This is a genomic window from Gluconobacter albidus (assembly GCF_002723915.1).
GTDB lineage: Bacteria > Pseudomonadota > Alphaproteobacteria > Acetobacterales > Acetobacteraceae > Gluconobacter > Gluconobacter albidus.
The window spans coordinates 110,687-130,969 of record NZ_BEWL01000009.1 but is presented as its reverse complement, the minus strand read 5'-3'; the positions used below and the strand labels follow the sequence as shown (position 1 = coordinate 130,969).

Annotated in this window: 20 protein-coding genes; 14 read left to right on the top strand and 6 right to left on the bottom strand. The window is 62.9% G+C overall.

Annotation, left to right across the window (positions count from 1 at the left end; all coding sequences use genetic code 11):
- Positions 1 to 123: 123 nt before the first annotated feature.
- The 6 genes from GAL01_RS11330 to GAL01_RS15735 form a co-directional block, all read right to left on the bottom strand.
- On the bottom strand, positions 124 to 3,258 hold the full coding sequence (locus GAL01_RS11330) for an error-prone DNA polymerase (RefSeq protein WP_169926424.1): 3,135 nt from the start codon (positions 3,256 to 3,258) through the stop codon (positions 124 to 126).
- 9 nt (positions 3,259 to 3,267) lie between these two features.
- A complete protein-coding gene (locus GAL01_RS11325; protein WP_062026999.1) occupies positions 3,268 to 3,501 on the bottom strand; it encodes a PDDEXK family nuclease in 234 nt (77 codons plus the stop codon).
- Positions 3,501 to 5,030, bottom strand: coding sequence for a Y-family DNA polymerase (locus tag GAL01_RS11320; RefSeq protein WP_255308587.1), 1,530 nt, complete (start codon positions 5,028 to 5,030; stop codon positions 3,501 to 3,503). Before GAL01_RS11320 ends, GAL01_RS11325 begins: the two co-directional genes overlap by 1 nt.
- Positions 4,915 to 5,706, bottom strand: a complete 792-nt coding sequence (locus GAL01_RS11315) for an ImuA family protein (protein WP_099253272.1) — start codon at positions 5,704 to 5,706, stop codon at positions 4,915 to 4,917. The genes GAL01_RS11320 and GAL01_RS11315 overlap by 116 nt, the downstream gene beginning before the upstream one ends.
- Before the next feature lie 504 nt (positions 5,707 to 6,210).
- Positions 6,211 to 6,879 (bottom strand): ParA family protein, encoded by a 669-nt coding sequence (locus tag GAL01_RS11305; protein ID WP_062027011.1) that lies wholly within the window; start codon positions 6,877 to 6,879, stop codon positions 6,211 to 6,213.
- A gap of 221 nt (positions 6,880 to 7,100) precedes the next feature.
- Entirely contained in the window at positions 7,101 to 7,313 is a 213-nt protein-coding gene (locus tag GAL01_RS15735; RefSeq protein ID WP_062027013.1) for a hypothetical protein, read from the bottom strand.
- Here GAL01_RS15735 and GAL01_RS11295 point away from each other — a divergent pair.
- The 14 genes from GAL01_RS11295 to GAL01_RS15730 all read left to right on the top strand — a co-directional run bounded on the left by GAL01_RS11295 (position 7,312) and on the right by GAL01_RS15730 (position 19,871).
- The gene (locus GAL01_RS11295; RefSeq protein ID WP_145995629.1) at positions 7,312 to 7,689 is read left to right on the top strand and encodes a hypothetical protein; all 378 of its coding nucleotides are present in this window, start codon (positions 7,312 to 7,314) and stop codon (positions 7,687 to 7,689) included. The genes GAL01_RS15735 and GAL01_RS11295 overlap by 2 nt on opposite strands.
- Positions 7,686 to 8,315, top strand: a complete 630-nt coding sequence (locus GAL01_RS16050) for an adenine nucleotide alpha hydrolase family protein (RefSeq protein WP_231865191.1) — start codon at positions 7,686 to 7,688, stop codon at positions 8,313 to 8,315. Before GAL01_RS11295 ends, GAL01_RS16050 begins: the two co-directional genes overlap by 4 nt.
- Before the next feature lie 14 nt (positions 8,316 to 8,329).
- Complete coding sequence (locus tag GAL01_RS16045; RefSeq protein ID WP_231865192.1) at positions 8,330 to 8,656, top strand: hypothetical protein; 327 nt, start codon at positions 8,330 to 8,332, stop codon at positions 8,654 to 8,656.
- A gap of 197 nt (positions 8,657 to 8,853) precedes the next feature.
- The gene (locus GAL01_RS11285) at positions 8,854 to 9,114 is read left to right on the top strand and encodes a hypothetical protein (protein ID WP_062027015.1); all 261 of its coding nucleotides are present in this window, start codon (positions 8,854 to 8,856) and stop codon (positions 9,112 to 9,114) included.
- Between the two features lie 114 nt (positions 9,115 to 9,228).
- Positions 9,229 to 14,367, top strand: a complete 5,139-nt coding sequence (locus GAL01_RS11280; protein WP_099253270.1) for a DEAD/DEAH box helicase family protein — start codon at positions 9,229 to 9,231, stop codon at positions 14,365 to 14,367.
- 193 nt (positions 14,368 to 14,560) lie between these two features.
- Positions 14,561 to 16,423, top strand: a complete 1,863-nt coding sequence (locus GAL01_RS11275; RefSeq protein WP_062027123.1) for a ParB/RepB/Spo0J family partition protein — start codon at positions 14,561 to 14,563, stop codon at positions 16,421 to 16,423.
- 183 nt (positions 16,424 to 16,606) lie between these two features.
- Entirely contained in the window at positions 16,607 to 17,287 is a 681-nt protein-coding gene (locus GAL01_RS11270) for an LPD29 domain-containing protein (protein WP_062027124.1), read from the top strand.
- Positions 17,288 to 17,358: 71 nt separating this feature from the next.
- Entirely contained in the window at positions 17,359 to 17,766 is a 408-nt protein-coding gene (locus GAL01_RS11265) for a hypothetical protein (protein ID WP_062027125.1), read from the top strand.
- Between the two features lie 195 nt (positions 17,767 to 17,961).
- A complete protein-coding gene (locus tag GAL01_RS16040; protein ID WP_255308586.1) occupies positions 17,962 to 18,090 on the top strand; it encodes a hypothetical protein in 129 nt (42 codons plus the stop codon).
- A gap of 54 nt (positions 18,091 to 18,144) precedes the next feature.
- Complete coding sequence (locus GAL01_RS11255) at positions 18,145 to 18,495, top strand: hypothetical protein (RefSeq protein WP_099253266.1); 351 nt, start codon at positions 18,145 to 18,147, stop codon at positions 18,493 to 18,495.
- Positions 18,492 to 19,013 carry a hypothetical protein gene (locus GAL01_RS11250; RefSeq protein WP_082790631.1) on the top strand — a complete coding sequence of 174 codons (522 nt, stop codon included), beginning with the start codon at positions 18,492 to 18,494 and terminating at the stop codon, positions 19,011 to 19,013. Before GAL01_RS11255 ends, GAL01_RS11250 begins: the two co-directional genes overlap by 4 nt.
- A 26-nt stretch (positions 19,014 to 19,039) precedes the next feature.
- Positions 19,040 to 19,390, top strand: coding sequence for a single-stranded DNA-binding protein (gene ssb, locus GAL01_RS11245; protein WP_061500342.1), 351 nt, complete (start codon positions 19,040 to 19,042; stop codon positions 19,388 to 19,390).
- 92 nt (positions 19,391 to 19,482) lie between these two features.
- Positions 19,483 to 19,704, top strand: a complete 222-nt coding sequence (locus tag GAL01_RS11240) for a hypothetical protein (protein WP_062028029.1) — start codon at positions 19,483 to 19,485, stop codon at positions 19,702 to 19,704.
- Complete coding sequence (locus GAL01_RS15730) at positions 19,701 to 19,871, top strand: hypothetical protein (RefSeq protein ID WP_169926422.1); 171 nt, start codon at positions 19,701 to 19,703, stop codon at positions 19,869 to 19,871. The genes GAL01_RS11240 and GAL01_RS15730 overlap by 4 nt, the downstream gene beginning before the upstream one ends.
- Positions 19,872 to 20,283 lie beyond the last annotated feature (412 nt).

Sequence of the window (20,283 nt, the reverse complement as noted above, 5' to 3'; positions counted from 1 at the left end):
CGTCCCGATGGACAGCCCTGCCGGCTGACCACAGGGCGCGGCTCTGCCCACAACGCCACAGGATCAACATCAACAACAATGTCTTCATTCTTAAAATAAAATCGGGCGAGCCGGTATTGGCCCCTACCGGAAGTCGCGTGCCTTCAGCAGCTCCGATCCCTGAAGCAACGGTGTCCTGTCTTCCAAGCTCAGCACAACGACATGGATCACATCGCCCTCTTTCTGCAGTCGCCCCTTACAGGCCAGAAGCCGGGACGCGAGAAGAGGACGGCGGTATTTCTCCTGCATGTCTTTCCAGACAATCAGATTGGCCGTACCGGTTTCGTCTTCGATCGTGACGAACATGGTGCCGTTGGCCGTCCCTGGCCTTTGTCGCATCAACACCAATCCGGTGAGTTGGATCCGGCGTCCATCCCGCAGATAAGGAAGATCTCCGCAACGAACGATCTCTTCTTCTCGTAAGCCCTCCCGTAGAAACGCGACGGGATGTCGGTTCAAACTGAGTCCCGTCGCCCGGTAATCCTCATGCACCGACGCCCGCTCTGACATTTGCGGCAAGGTAATCTCCGGCTCGATCACTTCCGGCAGCGGAAAGTTTCGGCCCCGATCCGCCGCTTCAAACAGTGGCAGGGCGGTATCCGCCAACCCCTTGATTGACCACAGGGCCGCACGGCGCATCTGCCCGAACACTCGAAACGCATCCGCTTCCGCCAGACATTCAAGCGCCGAGACCGGCACATCCGCACGACGCCAGACATCATCAATACTCTCATAATCCGGCATCCGGGCTGCGATCAGGGCGGCCCCATGGCCGTTCGCCAACCCGCGCACCATCCTCAACCCCAGCCGGACTGCCGCGTGCCGTCCGTTCCGGCCACGCTCCAGCGTGCAGTCCCACCGTGAGGCGTTGATGCAGATCGGCCGGACCTCGACCCCATGCCGTTGTGCGTCCTGAACAATCTGCGCGGGGGCATAAAATCCCATCGGCTGAGAGTTCAGCAGGGCGGCACAGAACACATCCGGGTAATGGCATTTCATCCAGGCCGAGGCATAGGCGATCAGGGCAAAGGAGGCGGCGTGGCTTTCTGGGAAGCCATAGCTGCCAAAACCTTCGAGCTGGCTAAACGTCTGCTCGGCAAAGTCCTGCTCATAGCCATTGGCCAGCATCCCGTTCACCAGCTTGTCCCGGAACGGCGACACCCCGCCCGTCATCTTGAAAGTCGCCATGGCGCGGCGGAGTTGGTCGGCCTCGCCTGGCGTGAAGCCCGCGCAGTGAATCGCCACCTGCATTGCTTGCTCTTGGAACAGCGGGACACCCAGTGTTTTCCCCAGAATGCCGCGCAGGGTCTCGGACGGGTAGGTGACAGGTTCCAGTTTCTCTCTTCTGCGGAGATAGGGATGGACCATATCCCCTTGGATCGGCCCCGGCCGCACGATCGCCACCTGAATCACCAGATCATAAAAGGTCCGAGGCTTCATGCGTGGCAGCATGGACATCTGCGCCCGGCTCTCGATCTGGAACGTGCCAAGCGTGTCCGCTTTCTGGATCATGCGATAGGTCTGCGGATCCTCGGCCGGGATCGCGGCGAGATCCATCCGCGTCTGATACACGGTGTGCAGCAGCTCAAACCCGCGCCGCAGACAGCCCAGCATCCCCAGACCCAGAACATCGACCTTCATGAAGCGCAGGACGTCGATGTCGTCCTTGTCCCAGACGATGATCTGCCGCCCGTCCATGGCGGTCGGCATCAGGGGGACGAGTTCATCCAGGCGGTCCTCGGTCAGCACAAATCCGCCCGGATGGGTGCCAAGCTGGCGCGGAAAGCCGAGAAGCAGACGTGCGAGATGGAACGTCAGACTGAGGCGGCGATCCTTCAGGTTCAGGCCAAGATCCGCCGCACGGGCCTTGCACAGATCGGGATCGGCAAGAGAGGAGGCCACATGCTTTGAAAGCTGGCCGGTCAGATCTTCGGGCAAGCCCAGAACCTTGCCGACTTCCCGCAACGCGCCTTTGGGCTGATAGCGCTGCACGGTCGCGCACAGGGCCGCGCGGTGGCGGCCGTAATGCCGGTAGATCCACTGGATGACCTCTTCTCGGCGGTCGCTCTCGAAATCGACGTCTATATCCGGCGGCTCCTGCCGTTCGGCCGAGATGAAGCGCTCGAACAGAAGGCCGGAGCGGACCGGATCAATACTGGTGATTCCCAGGACGTAGCAGACGGCCGAGTTCGCGGCTGATCCCCGCCCCTGACAGACAATCCCAAGCGAGCGGGCATGGCGCACGATCGTATTCACTGTCAGGAAATACGGCGCATAGGCGAGAGAGCCGATCAGCCTCAGCTCGTGGGCAATCTGCGTCTCGACCTCAGGGGGCGCCCCGGCCGGGTAGCGACGCGGCAGTGCGGTCTGGACCAGGCGTGTCAGGGTGTCCTGTGCGCTTTCGCCCGTGCGCTCGGTTTCGGTCGGATACTGGTAGGTCAGGTCATCGAGACTGAAGGCGCAGGCCTGCGCGATCCGTCGCGTGTTGGCCAGAGCGTCCGGAAAAGCGGAAAACAGACGCGCCTGCTCTTCAGGGGCTTTCAGATGGCGATCGGCGTGAACGTGACGGCGGTTGCCAAGATCATCAACGGTGCAGCCTTCCCGGATCGCCGTGACGACGTCCTGAAGAACGTGCCGGCGCGCATCGTGGTAAAGAACGTCTCCCGTCGCGACGCAGGCCAGACCTTGTGCCGCACTGAACGCCGCGAGCGCGTGAAGCCGCGTCAGATCTCCCGGCTGCCGGAGCATCGTCAGCGCGAGAAACCGGCTCTCTTCTTCGCCCGCCCTTTGTCCGGGCAGATCCAGCAGGCTCTGAACCTGACCAGACACTTCTGCCAGGTCCTCGGGCAGCAACAGGATCAGGAGGAGGTCCGGGGCCGCGGCGGCGAGATCCTCCCACCCCAGAAGGAAAACGTCCCGCTCGCCCCGGTGATGACCAAGAGTCAGGAGCTGGCACAAACCTGCCCAGCCCGCACGGTTGCGGGGATAGGCCAGGAGCGCACTGCCATCGCGCAGAGTCAGACGGCATCCGGGCAGGAGACGCAGACCGGCCTCACGCGCCGCCAGATGGGCGCGGATCACCCCGGCCACGGTGTTCCAGTCGGTCAGACCGATGGTGTCATAACCCAGAGCCTTCGCCTGGAAAATCAGCTCATCCGGCTGGCTGCCCGAGCGCAGGAACGAAAACGAGGACGTCACCTGCAATTCGACGTAAGGCATAGTCACGGCCTAGCGCCTGTGCGGATGCGGGTGCCGGCTGCTGTCTGGAGCGTTGCTGGTCGGCGCGCGCATGACCACGAAGCCCGAGCGTTCCAGATAGGCGACCAGACGCTCGGCCACGAGACGGGCCATCAGCTCGGCGGCGTCATGCGTCCGCCTGCGTCCGTCATAGCACAGCGCGTGCATCAGGACTTCGGCCGCGTCCGAGGTGCTGGCCGGGATCAGGTCATCACGGGGCTCCATCAGAATATCCCCTGAAGAAACCACGCGCCCGACCCGGACCAGTCGTGGGCTCCGTCGCCTTTGCGAAACAGCCAGAGGCGCAGGCCGGTCGTGGTCTCGACCTGCCAGTAGTCGCGGATCGCACCGTAGCTTTCGGCCGTCTGCCACCACTCACCCAGCAGACGTTCGGGGCCATCGGCCGCCGCGATACGGTGTGTCTGGCGTTTGAGGACGAACTGGCGTGGCGCACCGTCCGGAAGCAGGGCAGTCACCTGCACCCGGACGGGCAGATCGAACAGGATGTTCGGCCGCGCCCAGAGCATCTGGCTCGCGTCTGCGGGTTCTGCCACGTCGTCTGGAGAAATGCGAGACTGTCCGTCTTCCGGCCAGGCGGTAAACCGGGGCGCGAGCTGGTGGACAGAAACAACCCCCGGACGGTTCAACAGCCGGTCGATCAGAGTGGCCGGGAGAGCGCGCTCCGAGGATGCGACAGCGTCCGGCAGGACAGACCGCTCAGGTCCGGCTTCAAGCGGTTCGTTCGCGCTGACGGTCAGGGTGACGGTTTCAATCCCAAACTCGGGCGCGATTTGCGGGATCTGGTCTCCCAGCAGGCGCATCAGACGTGTCACGTCAGCCGTCGGATCGGATGTCCCCACGCGGATCGCCTGAATGGATCCGTCCACGCGCACGCAGAGAAAGTCGAGCTGCCGCGCCCCCTCCCCGCGCGCCGTCAGCTTTTCGCAGACAACCGGCACGAGTGCGGCAATCACCGTGGCAATAGCGTCCGGTGTGCTGATGGGCTCGACCAGAGACCGGGTCAGGGAAATCCGGTCCGCAGGTTGAAACACGCTGAGCGGGCTGGCCTGCCGTCCCAGAGCCTCATCGAGGCAGGTGAGAAGCTGCGCCCCAAATCGCTTGGCCAGAGGCGCGCGAGGGAGGTCTGCAAGGTCGCTAATGGTGGTCAGGCCGAGCCGGGTAAGGCTGGACAGTGTCTTCTCGGGTAACGGAAGCGCTGAACAGGGCAAAGGATGCAGCGCCTGTTTCTGCTGACCGGGAGGCACGAGACAGATCCGGTCGATCCCCGAGCGGGCCAGGGCGCGTGAGGCTGCGGCCGTATCGCTCAGCGCCACGGAGCAGGAATGCCCTCTCGCCTGCAGGCGTTCCCTGACGAGATCCAGCATGGCCGCCTCGCCGCCGTAAAGATGGGCGCATCCGGTGGTGTCGCTGTAGAGACCGTCCGGAACATCGAACGCGGGCAGCGGCGACAGCCAGATCAGCCAGGAGCAGAGATCGGTCAGCGCTGCCCTCTGTGCTTCTGCGTCTTCCTCTGCCGTCAGAAGATCCGGCACCAGGGAGCGGGCCTGTGCCAGCGGCAGTCCCGGTGTCAGTCCGGCCGCGAGCGCAGCCGGACTGACACCGGTGACGGTGTGACGGTTATGTGCCAGCGCGTGCACAACGAGCGGCCTGTCGGTCGGGAAGTCTCCCGGGCGGGAGAGCTGGAGGCGCTCGGTGCGCCAGAAGGGCATCCAGAGAGCGAGAAAGCGGCGCATGATCGGTGCAGTCGAGGATCCAGTGAGCAGGGCGGCCTCCCCTCACCCGCAACAGCGCGGCAGAAAGGCGTCGGGAACCGGGACGCGGCATGGCCAGTCCCGGAAGCGTTTTAGGCGATGAAGGATGGGAGACGACCCGCCACCGCGTGGCGCACGCACAGGGGTCTTTTCCAGGCGCTTGTGCGAGAGGCGCAGAGCGCAGGAAAAAGCCTGTATTTCCACTCGCCTCCACAGCCAGATTGAGGCGGCGGATTTCCTTGAGCGTTGGGACGTGACGTCCGGCGATCACGGCCAGTGCGCGTTCTGGGCCGCGCAAGATGTCTTCGGCGACCGACAGCAGGTTGGCCGGGTCCGTTTCAATGCAGACCAGATATTCGAGTGAAACACCGGACTGATGCAGCCCGCAGGCGTTCAGTTCGGCAGATGTGTCGCTGATCCAGAAGACCGGCCCCCTGCCCTCTTTCAGGATGGGCAGCAGCATGGCGAGACTGGCCCCCGTCTCCAGAGGATCGGAGATCAGAAAGTCATGCAGGCTACCCGTTTTGAGGCCACCGCCGAGATGGTCATCGACGGCAGAATGCCCGGTAGGTAGGGTGTCAGTATGGGAATGAGGAAGGCTTCGACGCTCCAGGCGTCGGACCTGCTCGCGCAGTCGCGCCACGGCGTCCGTTGTCATCTTTGTTCTCCTTAACGAGAACATAAAAAGAACAAACGAAGGCGAAGCGCAAGAGAATTATCAACGGTATCCTTGCCAAGAGTCTCTTGAAAGCTAGGTTAGACAAGGACTCTTGGCATATCAGGAACGTCTCAGACATAACTAAGTCTGTGGACTAAGATATAATACCGGTATAATATTTAATTCCGGTCAGTTATTTAATTCGGGTAACGGAATTATTCCCGGTATTTATAATGATCTTCTTATTTTCGTTCGCTGTAGGAACGCCACATGATCTCGATCAGTGCGCCTTGTGTAATGCCTAAACGCTCGGCCTCACCCGCTATCGCGTCTCCAATCTCTGGCATGATCTTGGGATGAATCTGATAGGTCCGAGGGCTAGGTTTCCGACCGGGCTTACGTCGTGGAGTACGATCTAAAAAGCCATGTGCCTCGCCCACAGCATCCACTATTTTCGTTTGATGTACGCTTTCGTCTTTCGGACGTGCACGTAGTCCTGCCAATCTATTTGAGCCGGTCATATACAGCCTCCGCAAAGCCTCTAGCGTTTTCTAGAGCCTTGTCCACTTTTCCGCCTGTCGTCATCTCTTTGTTTTCCAGCATCGACGTCAAATCGCCGCCATAGGCAAACAGCTCGGAAAAAGCGGCCCTGGAGACTAATGATGGCTGTATGAGGTCGATGCCTTCTGATTGGAGCTGGCTTTCAAGATCCTTCTGAACGCGGCTTTTTATCGCAGCACTCGTCTTTGTAAGTACCACAGCGTGCCGGATCGTCCTTCCCAAGGCATCCTCTTCTTCTCTCACGAGAGCCAAGGCTTCTGAACCGATCTCAGCGTCTAAGGCTGTTGCCTGCATCGGTACAATCACGAGGTCAGCCTGAGATATGGCACGACTGACAAGTTGAGAAGCGACACCTTCGAGATCAACTATGACGATCTTTCCATCGCCATCGGCTCGTTTGATTGTCTGAACGATTTCGGACCGGCCCACGTCCGATACCAGACGAATACCGGGTGGAATGTTTCGGGACGCCCAACGTGTCAGCGAGTGATTTGGATCGCAATCAAGAACCGTCACCTCGGCGTTCATTCGTGCAAACTCAGTAGCCAACAGAACGGCGCAGGTCGACTTTCCTACTCCCCCCTTCGGACTAGCCATCACAATTACGGGCATCAATCCCTCCAGATTTTTGCAATAACCGGTATTAAATCCATAACCGGAATCGTTTCGCTAATCTGATATATATCCATTACCGGAATTAAATCAATAACCTAATTAGTTTCCGATACCGGTAATATATCCCGAACCGGAATAACACCCGAAGCATGAAAACGTTAGTTAACCGCGGATGAGAGGATGATGGAGACGAAAAGATTTAAGAGAAAAGAGAAAGGTTAAAGGGAGGAAAGGGGAGGGAAGGGCTGGCTGGGAGCTGCCCAGCCCGCAACAGGTGGGTCAACGCGTGTCCTCGCCATGCTCGCCGGCTGCGCCGCCTGCGCGTGACTGCGGGCCGCGTTGATCCTGCCGCTACGCGGCACTGTTGCAGTCTGAGCAGCCCCCAGCCGGACGCGACGATGTTCAAAAACCAGAAATGGATCGAGCATCATGCGCCGTCATTACCTTCCTTATGTCCCAACTCCACGCGGTCGGCCGCCCATGCGCTGGACCGACACCCAGGAGCCTGTGTCCTGCCGCAAGTGCAATGAGCACTGGGAAGGTGGCGATCCGGCTCTGACCATCGCCTGCACGGGCTGCAACGCGCCAGCCCATGAGCCCTGCCGTCGCAGTACGGGCGGCAATGAGCGGGTGTGTGCGTGCAGGGATGAGGCAGCGACCCAGCTTGGACTCCTCTCACGCTGCGAAGGCCTGAGCTGGGATAACCGGCATGTAAAGCCACTCGTGCTCCGCGCCGCTCCTGTCCCCAGCGCCCTGATGTGTCGCTCTGTCCGGACAGGTGCTCCTGTCAGCAGGTTTGTGCCATGACGCCGGATCTGACCTCCTATGACAGCATCATCGTGGCCGTGTCGGGCGGGAAAGACGGCATCGCCTGCCTTCTCACCCTCCTTGAAGCCGGTGCTCCGCAGGACCGCCTGGAACTGTGGCACCACGAGGTGGACGGGCAGGGGCCATCCTTCATGGACTGGCCCTCCACCTCGCCCTATGTGAGCGCGCTGGCGCAGGATTTCGGACTGCCGCTCTATCGCTCCTGGCGAGAGGGCGGCTTCGAGCGGGAGATGCTCCGCAACGCTGCCCCGACGGCGCCTGTCCTTTTCGAAAGCCCTGACGGGCTGATCCGTACAGGCGGGGAGGGGCCAAACGGCACACGTCTGCGGTTCCCTCAGGTCTCCGCCAGCCTGACGACCCGATGGTGCTCCAGCGTCACCAAGATTGACGTCGCCGATCGCTCCTTGCGCGGGCAGGAGCGCTTTCTGAACCGGCGCACGCTGTTCGTAACGGGCGAGCGGGCCGAGGAAAGCCCCAACCGTGCCGCTATGCCGCCTTTGAACCGCACCGCACGGACACGCGACATGGCACCCGCCGTCGCCGGCATGTCGATCACTGGCGGCCGGTCCACCAGTGGAGCGAGGCGCAGGTCTGGGAGAGTCTGAAGCGCTGGAACGTGATGCCGGCGCTGCCATACCGCATCGGCTTCTCCAGGCTGTCCTGTGCCACCTGTATTTTTGGCGATGCGCGGCAGTTTGCAACGATCCGCTGGCTCGATCCTGCCCGCTTTGAACGCCTCGTGCAGTACGAGCAGCAGTTCGGCTGCACGATCAAGCGGACCGTCTCCCTGGAGCAGCTCGCGGAGCAGGGCAGGCCGTATGACGCTGCACTGTCAGCGCCCGATCTGGCCCGCGCGTGCCTGTCGTCGCGACCGATCCCGACCGTCCTCACACCGGCCTGGGAGCTACCGGCCGGAGCGTTCGGGCAGGGGGCAGGGCCGAATTAGAAAAAAGTAGAAAAAACAGAAGGTTAAAAAAGGAAAAGGAGGGGAGGGGGCAGCACAGGCCAGCCCGCCCCGCAAGAGGTGGGTCCGTCCGTGTCCTCGCTACGCTGCGGGCCGGGCGGTCCCGACGCTGCGCGTCGCTCTGGCAGGTCGCGCTGTCCTGCGCTCGCCGGAGAGGGTCAGGAAAGGAAATAAAGACGATGTCAGAGACCCTCGAACGCCCCGCACAGGCCATGGCCTTTGAACCCAGACAGGCTCACAAGGAAGGCTGGACGCTCCTCGAAGGCTGCGGACCCGAGAACGACGAGACGCATCTGGTGGGTCTGCATTGCAGCGATCCGCAAGCCTGGTGGCGCGTGGCGACGAAGGCACGGGAAGGGTCGGCCTACCACTGTGACGCGCTGGCCCGCCTGTCCGAGGGCGAGCGTGAGCAGATCCGCCTGCGCTTTGGTCCCTTCTGACCCCGAACTGATCCGGGAGGCCTGACGCCTCTCTCCCCGCACTGATCCTGTTTTCCGGCCCCCCGGTCTGCCTCCGCGCAGCACCGGGCGCTGCCGCTTGTCCGGAGTTTTTCCATGTCCACGTCTCAACTGAGCTTCTTCGACACCTCAGCACTCGGCGGCAGCCAGTCCAATCTGTACTGGGGCGAGCTTCCGGGAGACCGCGCCCTTGAGGAAGCCGCCGCTGCGGCCCAACAGGCGGCAAAAGCCCCGGCCCCGATCCCCGCTGTCCTGCCGAAGGTGGACTTCGCCCTGACCGGAACGCGTGGCCTCGCCCAGGGCTGGAAAGAGCGTGCGCGGGACAATCTTGCGGCGATCCGCCTTCTGGCCACGCTTGAAGCCGAGGACCGCAACGCCAGCCCCGACGAGCAGGCTGTCCTCGCCCGCTTCACCGGGTTCGGGGCAGGGGAGCTGGCCAACAGCCTGTTCCCGCGTGCTGGCGAAACCTTCCGGGCAGGCTGGGAAGAGATTGGCAGCCAGCTTGAGGAACTGACCAGCCAGCAGGAGCGGGCGGGTCTGGCACGGGCCACGCAGTACGCCCATTACACGCCCGAGCTGATCGTCCATGCGCTGTGGGATCTGGCCGCACAAATGGGCTTCAGGGGTGGCCGTGCGCTGGAGCCGGGCTGCGGCACAGGGCTGTTCATGGCGAGCGTGCCTCCGAAGCTTGCCCCGAAAACCGCCTGGACCGCGATCGAGAACGACCCGCTGACGGCCCGGATCACGCGCAAGCTGTTTCCGAACCAGTGGGTCCGGTCCGAGGACTTCACGACGGCCAAGCTCGCGGAGCGCTACGATCTGGTGATCGGCAACCCGCCCTTCAGCAACCGCACGGTCCGGGGCACGGACGAGCTGGGCCGCCTTGGCCTGTCCCTGCATGATTATTTCATCGCCCGGTCCATCTCCCGTCTGCGTCCCGGAGCGCTGGCGATGTTCGTCACGTCGCGGTGGACGATGGACAAGTCCGATGCCGGCGCACGGCGCACAATATTCGAGACAGCCGATTTCGTGGGCGGCGTGCGTCTGCCAGCGGGTGCCATGCGCGACGATGCCGGCACGGACGTCGTGGTGGACGTTCTGGTGTTCCGCCGCCGCGCACCGGGTGAGGATGCAGGCGATGCCACCTGGCTGGACGTGGCCGCGCTGGCTGACACCGATCAGGGCGAAGGCCCGCTGCACATCAACCGCTATTTCGCGGAAAACGGCCAGCAGGTTCTCGGTCGGCATGACTGGACGAGCGGTCAGTTCGGACCCGAATACACCTGCAAGGCCAATCCGCTCCAGATGCTGGACGAGGCCCTGCCACTGGCCCTTGGCCGTCTCTCTTCTCTGGCCCGCTTCCCGGTCCCGCAGACGCTCGATATGGCTCCGGTGCAGGAGAACCACGCCGCCGACGTCGGAACGGCCGCAGACGGTGCCCTGCTGAAAGAGGGGAGCTACCTGCTGCACAAGGGCGCGCTGCACCAGATCATTGACGGCGAAACCGTGCTGGTGAAGGTGAAGAAAGGCGAGCAGAAGGAAGGGATCTTCCAGAAGCACGCCGCGATCATCAAGGGCCTGATTCCTGTCAGGGATGCGGCCCGGCTCGTGCTTCGGGCACAGGTGGAAAACCTGCCCTACAGTGCGCATCAGGCAGATCTCAAACGCGCGTATCAGGCCTTCGCCCGTCAGTTCGGAGCGATCAACCTCACCAACACCACAACGCGGGTGGATGAAAAGACGGGTGAGGAGAAGTCCACACAGCGCCGTCCAAACCTTCAGCCGTTCTATGACGACCCGGATGTGTGGCTGGTCAGCTCGATCGAAGAGTATGACGAGAAGAGCCAGACCGGCCGTCCAGGTCCGATCTTCAGCGAGCGCGTGATTCAGGCGCCGTCCGAGCCCGAGGTTCACGGCGCTCATGATGCGCTGGCGGTCTCTCTGCACGACACAGGCGGCGTGGACGTCGAGCGCATGGCGGAGCTTCTTGGCCGCCCGGGTGAGGAGGTGCTCGCCGAACTCGGATCCTCGGTCTATCTCGATCCGATCCGCAGCACAGGTGGCCGTGAGGTCTGGGTGACGGCCGACGAGGCCCTGTCAGGGGCGGTCCGCACCAAGCTGGCGCAGGCCCGGGAGGCTGCCGAGCGCGACCGACGCTACCTGCGCAATGTCGCAGCCCTTGAAGAGGTCCAGCCCGAAGACCTGCGCCCGTCTGACATTACGGCCCGCCTGGGAGCCCCGTGGATCCCCGTGCCGGATGTCGAGGCTTTCGTCGCAGAGGTCATGGGGGTCTGCACGACCATTCACCACACGATGGAGGTGGCGACCTGGAGCGTGGACAAGAGCGGGTTTTCCGGCAAGGCGGAGGCAACGTCGGTCTGGGGAACACAGCGCCGCCATGCCGGGGATCTGCTGGACGATGCGCTCAATCAGGCCAGCCCGAAAATCTGGGACACCTGGCGCGATGTGAATGGCGAACACCGTGAACTGAATACAAAGGAGACCGAGGCCGCCAAGGAAAAGCTGGCCGCGATCAAGACCGCGTTCGAGACGTGGGTGTGGCAGGACACTGACCGCGCCGAGCGTCTGGTGCGGCTGTATAACGATGCGTTCAACAACCTTGTCCCGCGCACGTTCGACGGCTCCCACCTGAAACTGCCGGGAGCGAGCACGGCCATCAGTCTGCGCGACCATCAGAAGCGGGTGATCTGGCGGATCATCGCCAAGGGCAGCACCTACATGGCCCATGCGGTGGGGTCCGGGAAGACGTTCTCGATGTGCGCGGCCGTGATGGAGCAAAAGCGCCTCGGTCTGATTTCCAAGGGCATGATCGTGGTGCCCGGACACTGCCTTGCGCAGATGGCGCGTGAGTTCATGATGCTCTACCCGAACGCCCAGATCCTCGTGGCGGACGAGACCAACTTCGTGAAGGACAAGCGCCAGCGGTTCCTGGCCCGGGCGGCCACGGGGAAGTGGGACGCCATTGTCATCACGCATGACGCCTTCAAGTTCGTGCCGGTCGAGAGCGCCTTTGAGCAGGAAATGGTCGAGGACCAGATCGCGTCCTACGAAAGCCTTCTGGAGAATGTGAACCGGGACGACCGTCTGTCGCGCAAGCGCATCGAGCGCCTGAAGGAGGGGATGGAAGCCAAGCTGAAGGCCCTGTCCAGCCGCAAGGACGATCTCGTGCATCTTGGCGAGATCGGGGTGGACCAGATCCTCGTGGACGAGGCGCAGCAGTTCCGCAAATTGTCTTTCGGCACGAACCAGTCCGATCTGAAGGGGATCGACCCGAACGGCAGCCAGCGCGCCTGGGATCTGTTCGTGAAAACGCGCTACCTTGCCAAGCGTAATCCCGAACGCGTGCTGGTGATGGCGTCAGGCTCGCCGATTACCAACACACTTGGCGAGATGTTCTCGATCCAGCGGTTCATGGATCTGCCAGCCCTTGTCGAGCGTGGTCTGCACGAGTTCGACGCCTGGGCCGCAAGTTTTGGCGAGACCCGCACGGAACTGGAGCTTCAGCCGAGCGGTCTTTACAAGCCTGTCACGCGGTTCTCCGAGTTTGTGAATGTCGCCGACCTGATGGCGATGTATCGCGACTTTGCCGACGTCGTGCAGCAGGATGACCTGCGACGCTACGTCAAACTGCCAGAGGTGGCGGGCGGCAGACGTGAGATCGTCGTGGCCGATAGTGGGGACGCCTTCCGCGAGTATCAGAAGACGCTCGCGGAGCGGATCAAGACGATTGAAGAGCGCACTGGCAAGCCCCAGAAGGGCGACGACATCCTGCTGTCCGTCATTACCGATGCCCGGCACGCTGCCATCGACCTGCGTTTCGTGCGGAACTGGGCAGAGAATGACAACAGCAACAAGCTGAACGTCATGATCCGCAAGGTCTTCCAGATCTGGCAGGACACGTCGGCCAATCGCTACACCGACCCTGAGACGGGACGGGAGTACGACCTGCCGGGTGCCACGCAGATGATCTTCTCGGATCTGGGCACGGAATCCGCGCTGGAGACACGCGGTTTCTCGGCCTATCGCTGGATCCGCGACGAGCTGATCCGCATGGGCATCCCGCGCGACGAGATCGCCTTCATGCAGCACTACAAGAAGAGCACGGCCAAGCAGGCGCTCTTCCGCGACATGAACTCCGGGCGCAAGCGGATCCTGATCGGGTCTTCCGCGACCATGGGGACTGGGGTGAATGCGCAGCAGCGGCTGATCGCCCTGCATCACCTCGATGTGCCCTGGCTGGTCTCGGACATCATCCAGCGTGAAGGCCGCATCGAGCGGCAGGGCAACCAGAACCCGGTGATCCAGCTTTACGCCTACGCCCTGAAAGGCTCGGTGGACGCGACCAACTGGCAGATGCTGGAGCGCAAGCAGAAGTTCATCTGCCTTGCCATGTCTGGAGACCGGACCATCCGCCGTCTGGAAGACGTGGGCGCAGAAGCCAACCAGTTCGCCATGGCAAAAGCTTTGGCGTCGGGTGACGAACGCCTGATGCAGAAGGCTGGACTGGAGGCCGAGCTGGCCCGTCTGGAGCGGTTGCAGGCCGCCCATCACGACGATCAGTATAACGTCCGTCGTGCCATCGACCGTGCCGAGCGTGACCGTGACACAGCGCAGACCGTGATCCCGCGTCTTCAGAACGACATCGCAAAGCGTGAGCCGACACGCGGTGAAGCGTTCTGTCTGGTTCGCAAGGACCGGGAGATGACTGAACGTGAGAAGGCCGGTCAGTGGCTTCTCTCGCAGGCCCGTCTCGCCGCGAAGGCCGGGGAGAAAGGCAAGTGGACGCTCGGCACGATCGGCGGCTTCGAGATCCTGTGCGAGACCTGGCGCACACGCTTCGACGGGGAAGAGACGTGGGACGCGACCCTCGGTCTTGTGCTGGACGGGCGGATCCTCGGCATGGACTTCGACCGCGAGACAAGCCCGGTCGGGCTGGTCAGCCGCATCGAGAACGCGCTGCTGCGGTTCGAGGCCGAGCTGGCGGACGCGCGCCGTCAGGTGGAAGAAGCCGAGCGCAAGCTCCCCGGCTACCGCGCCCGTGTGGGTCTGGCGTTCCCGGAGGCGGCTTTGTTACAGGAGAAACGCGAGGCCATGGCGGCCCTGGAGGCGGATCTGGCAGCCGATACGCAGCGCCGTGAGGAGGCGGAGAAGGCTGAAGCAGCCGAGGCAAAGGCAGCGCTGGCAGATCAGGCCGTGGCCGTAGAGGCCGCCTGATGCTGCCCTTACTGTGTCCGGAATGGACACAGTAAGGGAGAGGAAAAGCAGCAGGAAGTAGGAGGAAAGGCGGGGCTGTCACGAACCAGCCAGCCGCGCAAGGCTCAGGCCGGGCGCGCTTCGCGCGGCCTTGCGCGGCTGGCTGGCCCGTGACGCGGGAGGGACATCTGAAAAATCATAGAAAGAGCGTCCCATGGCCGAGCTTCGCCGCGTCGATCCGAAAACCCTTGTGCCCAATCCGAACAATCCGCGCTCTTCCATCGGAAGCCTTGAAGAACTGCGCAAACTCGCGCTCAACATCAAGGCGATTGGTATCCTTCATCCCCCGGCCGTCCGGGAACTGGAAGACGGACGCCTGATGATCGTGGCCGGGCACCGTCGGACAGAAGGCGCCATCTATGCGGGTGTTCCTGAAATCGACGTGTATGTCGGGGATCAGAGCGAAGACCTCGATGCACTGGCCGCCGTCAGCGAGAACTTCGTCCGTCTCGACATGACGGAGCCGGAGCAGTGGAACAGCGTCACCCGCCTGCGCGAGCAGCTTGGCTATACAGATCCGCAGGTCTGTGCCGCCTTAATGGTCACGCCGAGCTATCTCAAGCGTCTCAGCCTTCTGGCGAAGCTGCACCCGCCTATTCTGGATGCCATCGCCCTCGGCCGAGGCCCTGATGAGCGGCAGCGCAAGATCATCGCTCAGGCCTCTCTGGACGAGCAGCGTGACGCATGGGCGGAAATGTTTTCCGAAAGCGTGGAAGACGACGAGGATCCGGCCGAGTATCGCGTGAAGGCGAAAGATCCGGAGGATACCGTGGCCTGGGGTGCGCTTGCCCGAAACCTCGAACAGAAGGAATGGTACGCCCGCGACGCCCGGTTTGGCGACGATCTTGCCCGCAAGCACAAGATTGTCTGGATGGAGGATCTGTTTGCCGAAGCCGATACGGACAGCCGCTATACGCTCGATGCCACGGCTTACGCGGCCGCACAGCAGGACTGGCTGGACAATGAGCGGCCCGAAAACTCCATCGTCCTGGTCTCGGACGAGTACGGATACGTCCGCGCGCCCGAAGGTTTCATCACCATGGGAACATGGATGGCGACACAGGAGGGTGAGGTCATGGGGTACGGCCTCAATCCCCGCACCCTGAAGATCGTGGAAGAACGCTGCCGTCCTTACAGCGCAGCAAAGCTGGACCACACGGGCGGATCTTCCACACCCGAGGCCCCAAAGGAACGACCGGACGTTTCCGGGACCGGCCACAAGATGATCGGCGAGATCCGCACCGTCGCCTTGCGCGAGGCCCTCGGCGAGGTGGCCGAGACGGCCGATCCATGGGAGCTGATCGCAGCCCTTCTGCTGGCGCTGGAAGCCGAGAATGTCCGTGTCCATGGAGATGCCAGCGGGAACAACTGGTCAGAGCCAACTGCGCGCACGCTCGCGATGGCTGACCTGTTCCCCGAAGGCAGCCTTGTCCGCGACGAAAAGCTGATCCGACGCCATGCTGTCACCGTCCTGCAAAGCATCCTGAACTGCGATGTGTCGATGCACAGCGGCAGCGGTCTGCCCGCGCAGCTCGTGGGCGTTCTGTTCGGTGCCGACCAGAAGATGCCGAGCATGGCCTTTGAGTCGTTCCTCAAATGCTACAGCAAGCCCGGCATTACCAAGGCCGTGCAGGCAGAAGGGCTTGCGTCGCAGAACACCGGCAAGGAGATGCGTGCGGCCCTCATGAACCATGTCGGGGAGGGCCATTGGCTGCCCGAGGTGGCCTCCTTTGCGCAGGCGCAGGACGTCTGGGCGCAAAAGCAGAAGAAAAAACAGCAGAAGATCCGCGAGCTGGAAAGCGTGGTGGACGACGAGGACCTGGACGAGATGCCTGAGGATGATTTCGTTGGAGCAGCCGATGATGAGGCCGACCTGTCGAACGGCCCTGTCGTGCCAGTGACGGAGCCGGACTCAGAAGAGACCTTCTCTCTCGAAGCGCCCGAGCCCGAGCAGTCGGAGCACAACGAGGCCATGCAGTTCATGCGTGACCATCTCGAAATCGTTGTCGTGGCCTGAAGCAGGGAGAGGGAAAAGAAAAGGAAAGGAGGGGCGCTGCCATCGCGCTCCGTCCGGGTCAAAAGGTGGCTCCTCACCGGCTGCGCCGCCTCCGGTGCCGGCGCACGCGCCGCTTTTGACCCGGCCCTCCCGCGCTGACGCGGAAGAAGACATCACGAAAATCCAAAGGAAAAGGATCAGACGATGTTCGTCCCCTCACTCGCGCCCATTCAGGTCGGCACCCGCGTTTACACCCATCTCTACAGCCGGGGAGCCGGGATCGTCATGGCTGTTTACGGCAAGGAAAGCCCGACCACCGTGCGGTCTCTGTCGCGTGGCGGGGCCATCGTGTCGGGCGGGAGCGCCTCCTACGACATCGTCTTTGCCTGCGGCTCGATCTCCCGTCGTCTGCCCGAGGCCATCCTGCGCGGTGTTCAGTGGCGGATCGAAGCCGACAAGAAACTGGCCAGCGCTGAGGAGATCGCCTTCCTCCGCACCCATGCCGAAGAGGTTGAGGCTGAGAAGGTGGCAGCCGAAGCCCGCGCGAAAGCCGAACATGCCGCCGAGGTCGCAGCACTCCGCGTCAATCCCGACTATGCCGATCTGGAGCAGGGCGACGACAGCAGCGGCACGCTGGCCGCCAAAAATATCCGCCGGATGCTGAAGAAGGCTTTCCCGAAGGTGAAGTTTTCCGTCCGCAAGAGCCACTACGGCAGTGTGATCGTGCGGACGGAGGAGGATCTGGACGAGACGGCGACCGAAACTCTCCAGGCCATCACCTCGCGGTTCAAGTCCGGTTACTACGACTGGCAGTCTGACTGCCACCTGACCAGTAACAGCCCCTGGCAGGATGTGTTCGGCAGCTCCGAATTTGTGAGCGACTGAGCCTCTCTTTTTTCGTCCGCCCTTCAAGGCCGCCCGCTCCGGGGCGGCCTTTTCCATTTCTGGAGCCCGACATGTCTGTTTTTATTGTGACGCTCAGCGAGCGCCAGCTTCTCTCTGATCGCGTCACCTTTCAGGTTGAGGCCGAGACGGCCGAGGCAGCCGGTCAGATTGTACTGGACGCGACGGCCGACGAGCCGAACATGAGCGGCCTTCGCCCTGTTCGCCTGCCAGACGGTCAGAACGCCGTTCTCGAACCCGAAAACGTGGACGGCAATGAGGTCTCGGTGTCCGTCCGCCTGGTTGATCAGCCGGATGCGGTGGCCACGCAGATCGGTGCGTGCTGGCATCTGGATCTCTCCGCACCTGAAGCGCGCCGCCTTCTTCCTGTCCTGACCGGTGCGGTTGTGGACGAGGACGATCCCGTGACGCGTGCGCTCTGTGCCCGCCTGGCGCGGCAGGTCGCCAATCTCGCGCAGTAGGAGACGGGAAAAGAAAAAGGGGGAAGGGAAAAAAGAGAGGGCAGGCACCACACCGGAGCCTGTCTGGCAAAGGGTGGGTCGGCCGTGTCCTCGCTGCGCTGCGGGTCGTCCGATCCCGCTGCGTTGCAGCGCCGCTGCCAGCCAGTCTCCGCTGCGGTCGCCGGAAGAGGTCATGAAAGAAAACAGGAGAATGACATGGCCGACTTTTCCGATCTGCGTCCCCGCAACCGCACGGAATGGCTCGAACTCGCAGGGTTCGTAGCGGGCGTCGCGCTGTTCGCTGCCTTCATCGTTCTGGTGGTGGTGCTTCCCGCCTTTCTCTGACCGATCCGAGATCAGCCGCCCTCACGGGCGGCCCTGTCCTGTGTGGAGATCACCATGCCGACATACACTCTGGCTGCCATCCCTGCGGCCTCTCACGGGAGCCTCATCTCCTGTTCGTCCCCTGACCGCTACAGACAGACACGGATTGAAGCGGCTGACCTTGCGGAAATCCGGGCGGCAGTAGCCGCATACGGTGCACGCCTGCGCGGCGACTATCCGGAAGCCTCCTTTCTGGTGTCTGTGACACCCGAGCGTGGGAGCGATCATCCCGAGGGCTTCTGCGACGCCCGCTGGAAAGGCTCCCTCGGGACCGAGCAGTGGATCAGGACGATCCCTGAGGAGACGCCCTTCAAAGCCTATCTCGCCGAGGTCGAGGCGATGCTTGACCGCGAGGTGCGGTCATGAACGGCCCCGAGCCAGCGTCCATCGCGTGTCCGTCGCTGCGACGGCCTCCGATCCAGCCTCAGGGCCTCACCGCGACGCAGTTCAGCGACGCGGTCGAGAAGGCGAAAATCGGGAACGCGCTGCTGTCCTTCATCGCACGCGGATTTCCGCAGAGTGCGTGGAACCGCACGCTTTACAACCGCCTGAGCCAGATGTTCGGGCATATCGCCCATTACGACATCCACGGCTTCTGGGGGGCGCAGTTCTCCACGACACAGGCGCGTCTGGGCTTCCTGCGCGGCATCGTCCTGTACGGCTGTTATGGCGATCCGGCCTGGACCTGGTCGGACGTCGAACGCGACATCCGCAACCGCATCATCGGCAGTGGGCTGATCGACGCTTACACGCGCGCCCTTGCCGCCGAGCAGGAGGCACGCGACCGGGCCGATCTGGCCCGCCTGGCGCAACGCTTCCGGATCGCCCTGCCATCCGAACACCAGCCTCTCCCTGCCGCGCCCGTGCAGGCCGAGCTTTTCTGACACGGGCCAGAGAAAAGGACAGAGCAATGGCTCAGACCCTCAGCCTTGCCATCGTCATTGGCAACCTTGGCGCGGATCCCGAGATCCGCACGGGGCAGGACGGACACCGTGTGGCCTTCTTCCGTCTGGCGACGGACAGCCACCGCACCGACACACACACCGGCCGCCGCGTCCCCCAGACTGTGTGGCACAGGATCGTCTGCCACAACGACTTTCTGACGGATCTTCTGGAGCGACGCGCCCGCAAGGGTCAACTCGTGTTCGTGCGCGGCGCTTACGAAGTCCGCCCGGGTACCGATCAGGGGCCGCCTGAACCCGAGATCGTCGTGAGCGCCCAAGACGGGGACGTGAGGATCCTCACCGACACAGGCCGCTGACGCCCTCTTTCTTCGAAACATGCACGTAAACCGGCCCTGGAGCCGGTCTTTATATACCCGCTTCCTGAAGGAGGCGGGTTTCAGGAGGCTTTATGTTCTACTCGACACCCGCTCCCCTCACAGTCCCCCGCAGTCAGGCGCGCGCCCTGAGTGTGCGCCTCATGGCAGAGGCCGTGTTCCTGGAAGACACGGATCAGTCCCTCATGCTGCCATCGCGCCTGACGGCCGGTTTCCGCCGCAAGGCCGCGACGCTGCGCCGCCGCTCGCAGGAGAAGCTCCTGGACAGCCTCGATCGTCCGGAAGGTGTGGCATGAGGACGGCGACGGTGGACCGCCGCGCGTATTCACGCCGTTTCTGGGAAGGAAAAACGCGGTTCTCACAGGCCGTGAGACGCACACTGGCGGAGCTGGAGCGACAGAAAGGGCAGACGAAGAAGGACGAAGACGGGATGGCCGACACAGGGCCTTCGAAAAAAAGCTGAGGCCGGGGGGCATCAGTCGCAGATGGCACGGGCAGACTGGTGACACTTCTTGAAGGATCCGTTCATGCCGTATCATCAGACGTTGCCGCTTCAACCACCCCTTGCGGGGTGGCACGGAGCTGTGTTCCGACCTCGCCGTCATGCGATCAGTGTGACAGTCACGGTCCGAGGGTCTCAAGACAACCCTTCGGGCTCCAGACCGCGTCTTTCGTCAAAAGAGGGCCGCGTTCATCGCAGGACGGTGTCCCGCGCTGCCCGCAACCCGCTCTTGCCGATCCGCAGTCTTCCGGTCCTGACACCCTCGGCCCGCAACTGTCGTGTTCCTGGCAGGACGGGACGAGAAAAACGTCTCCACACACCTCCTTTCAGCGGCAACACCGGGGGCTGCGCTGCCCCCGAAACCCCCGCAGGA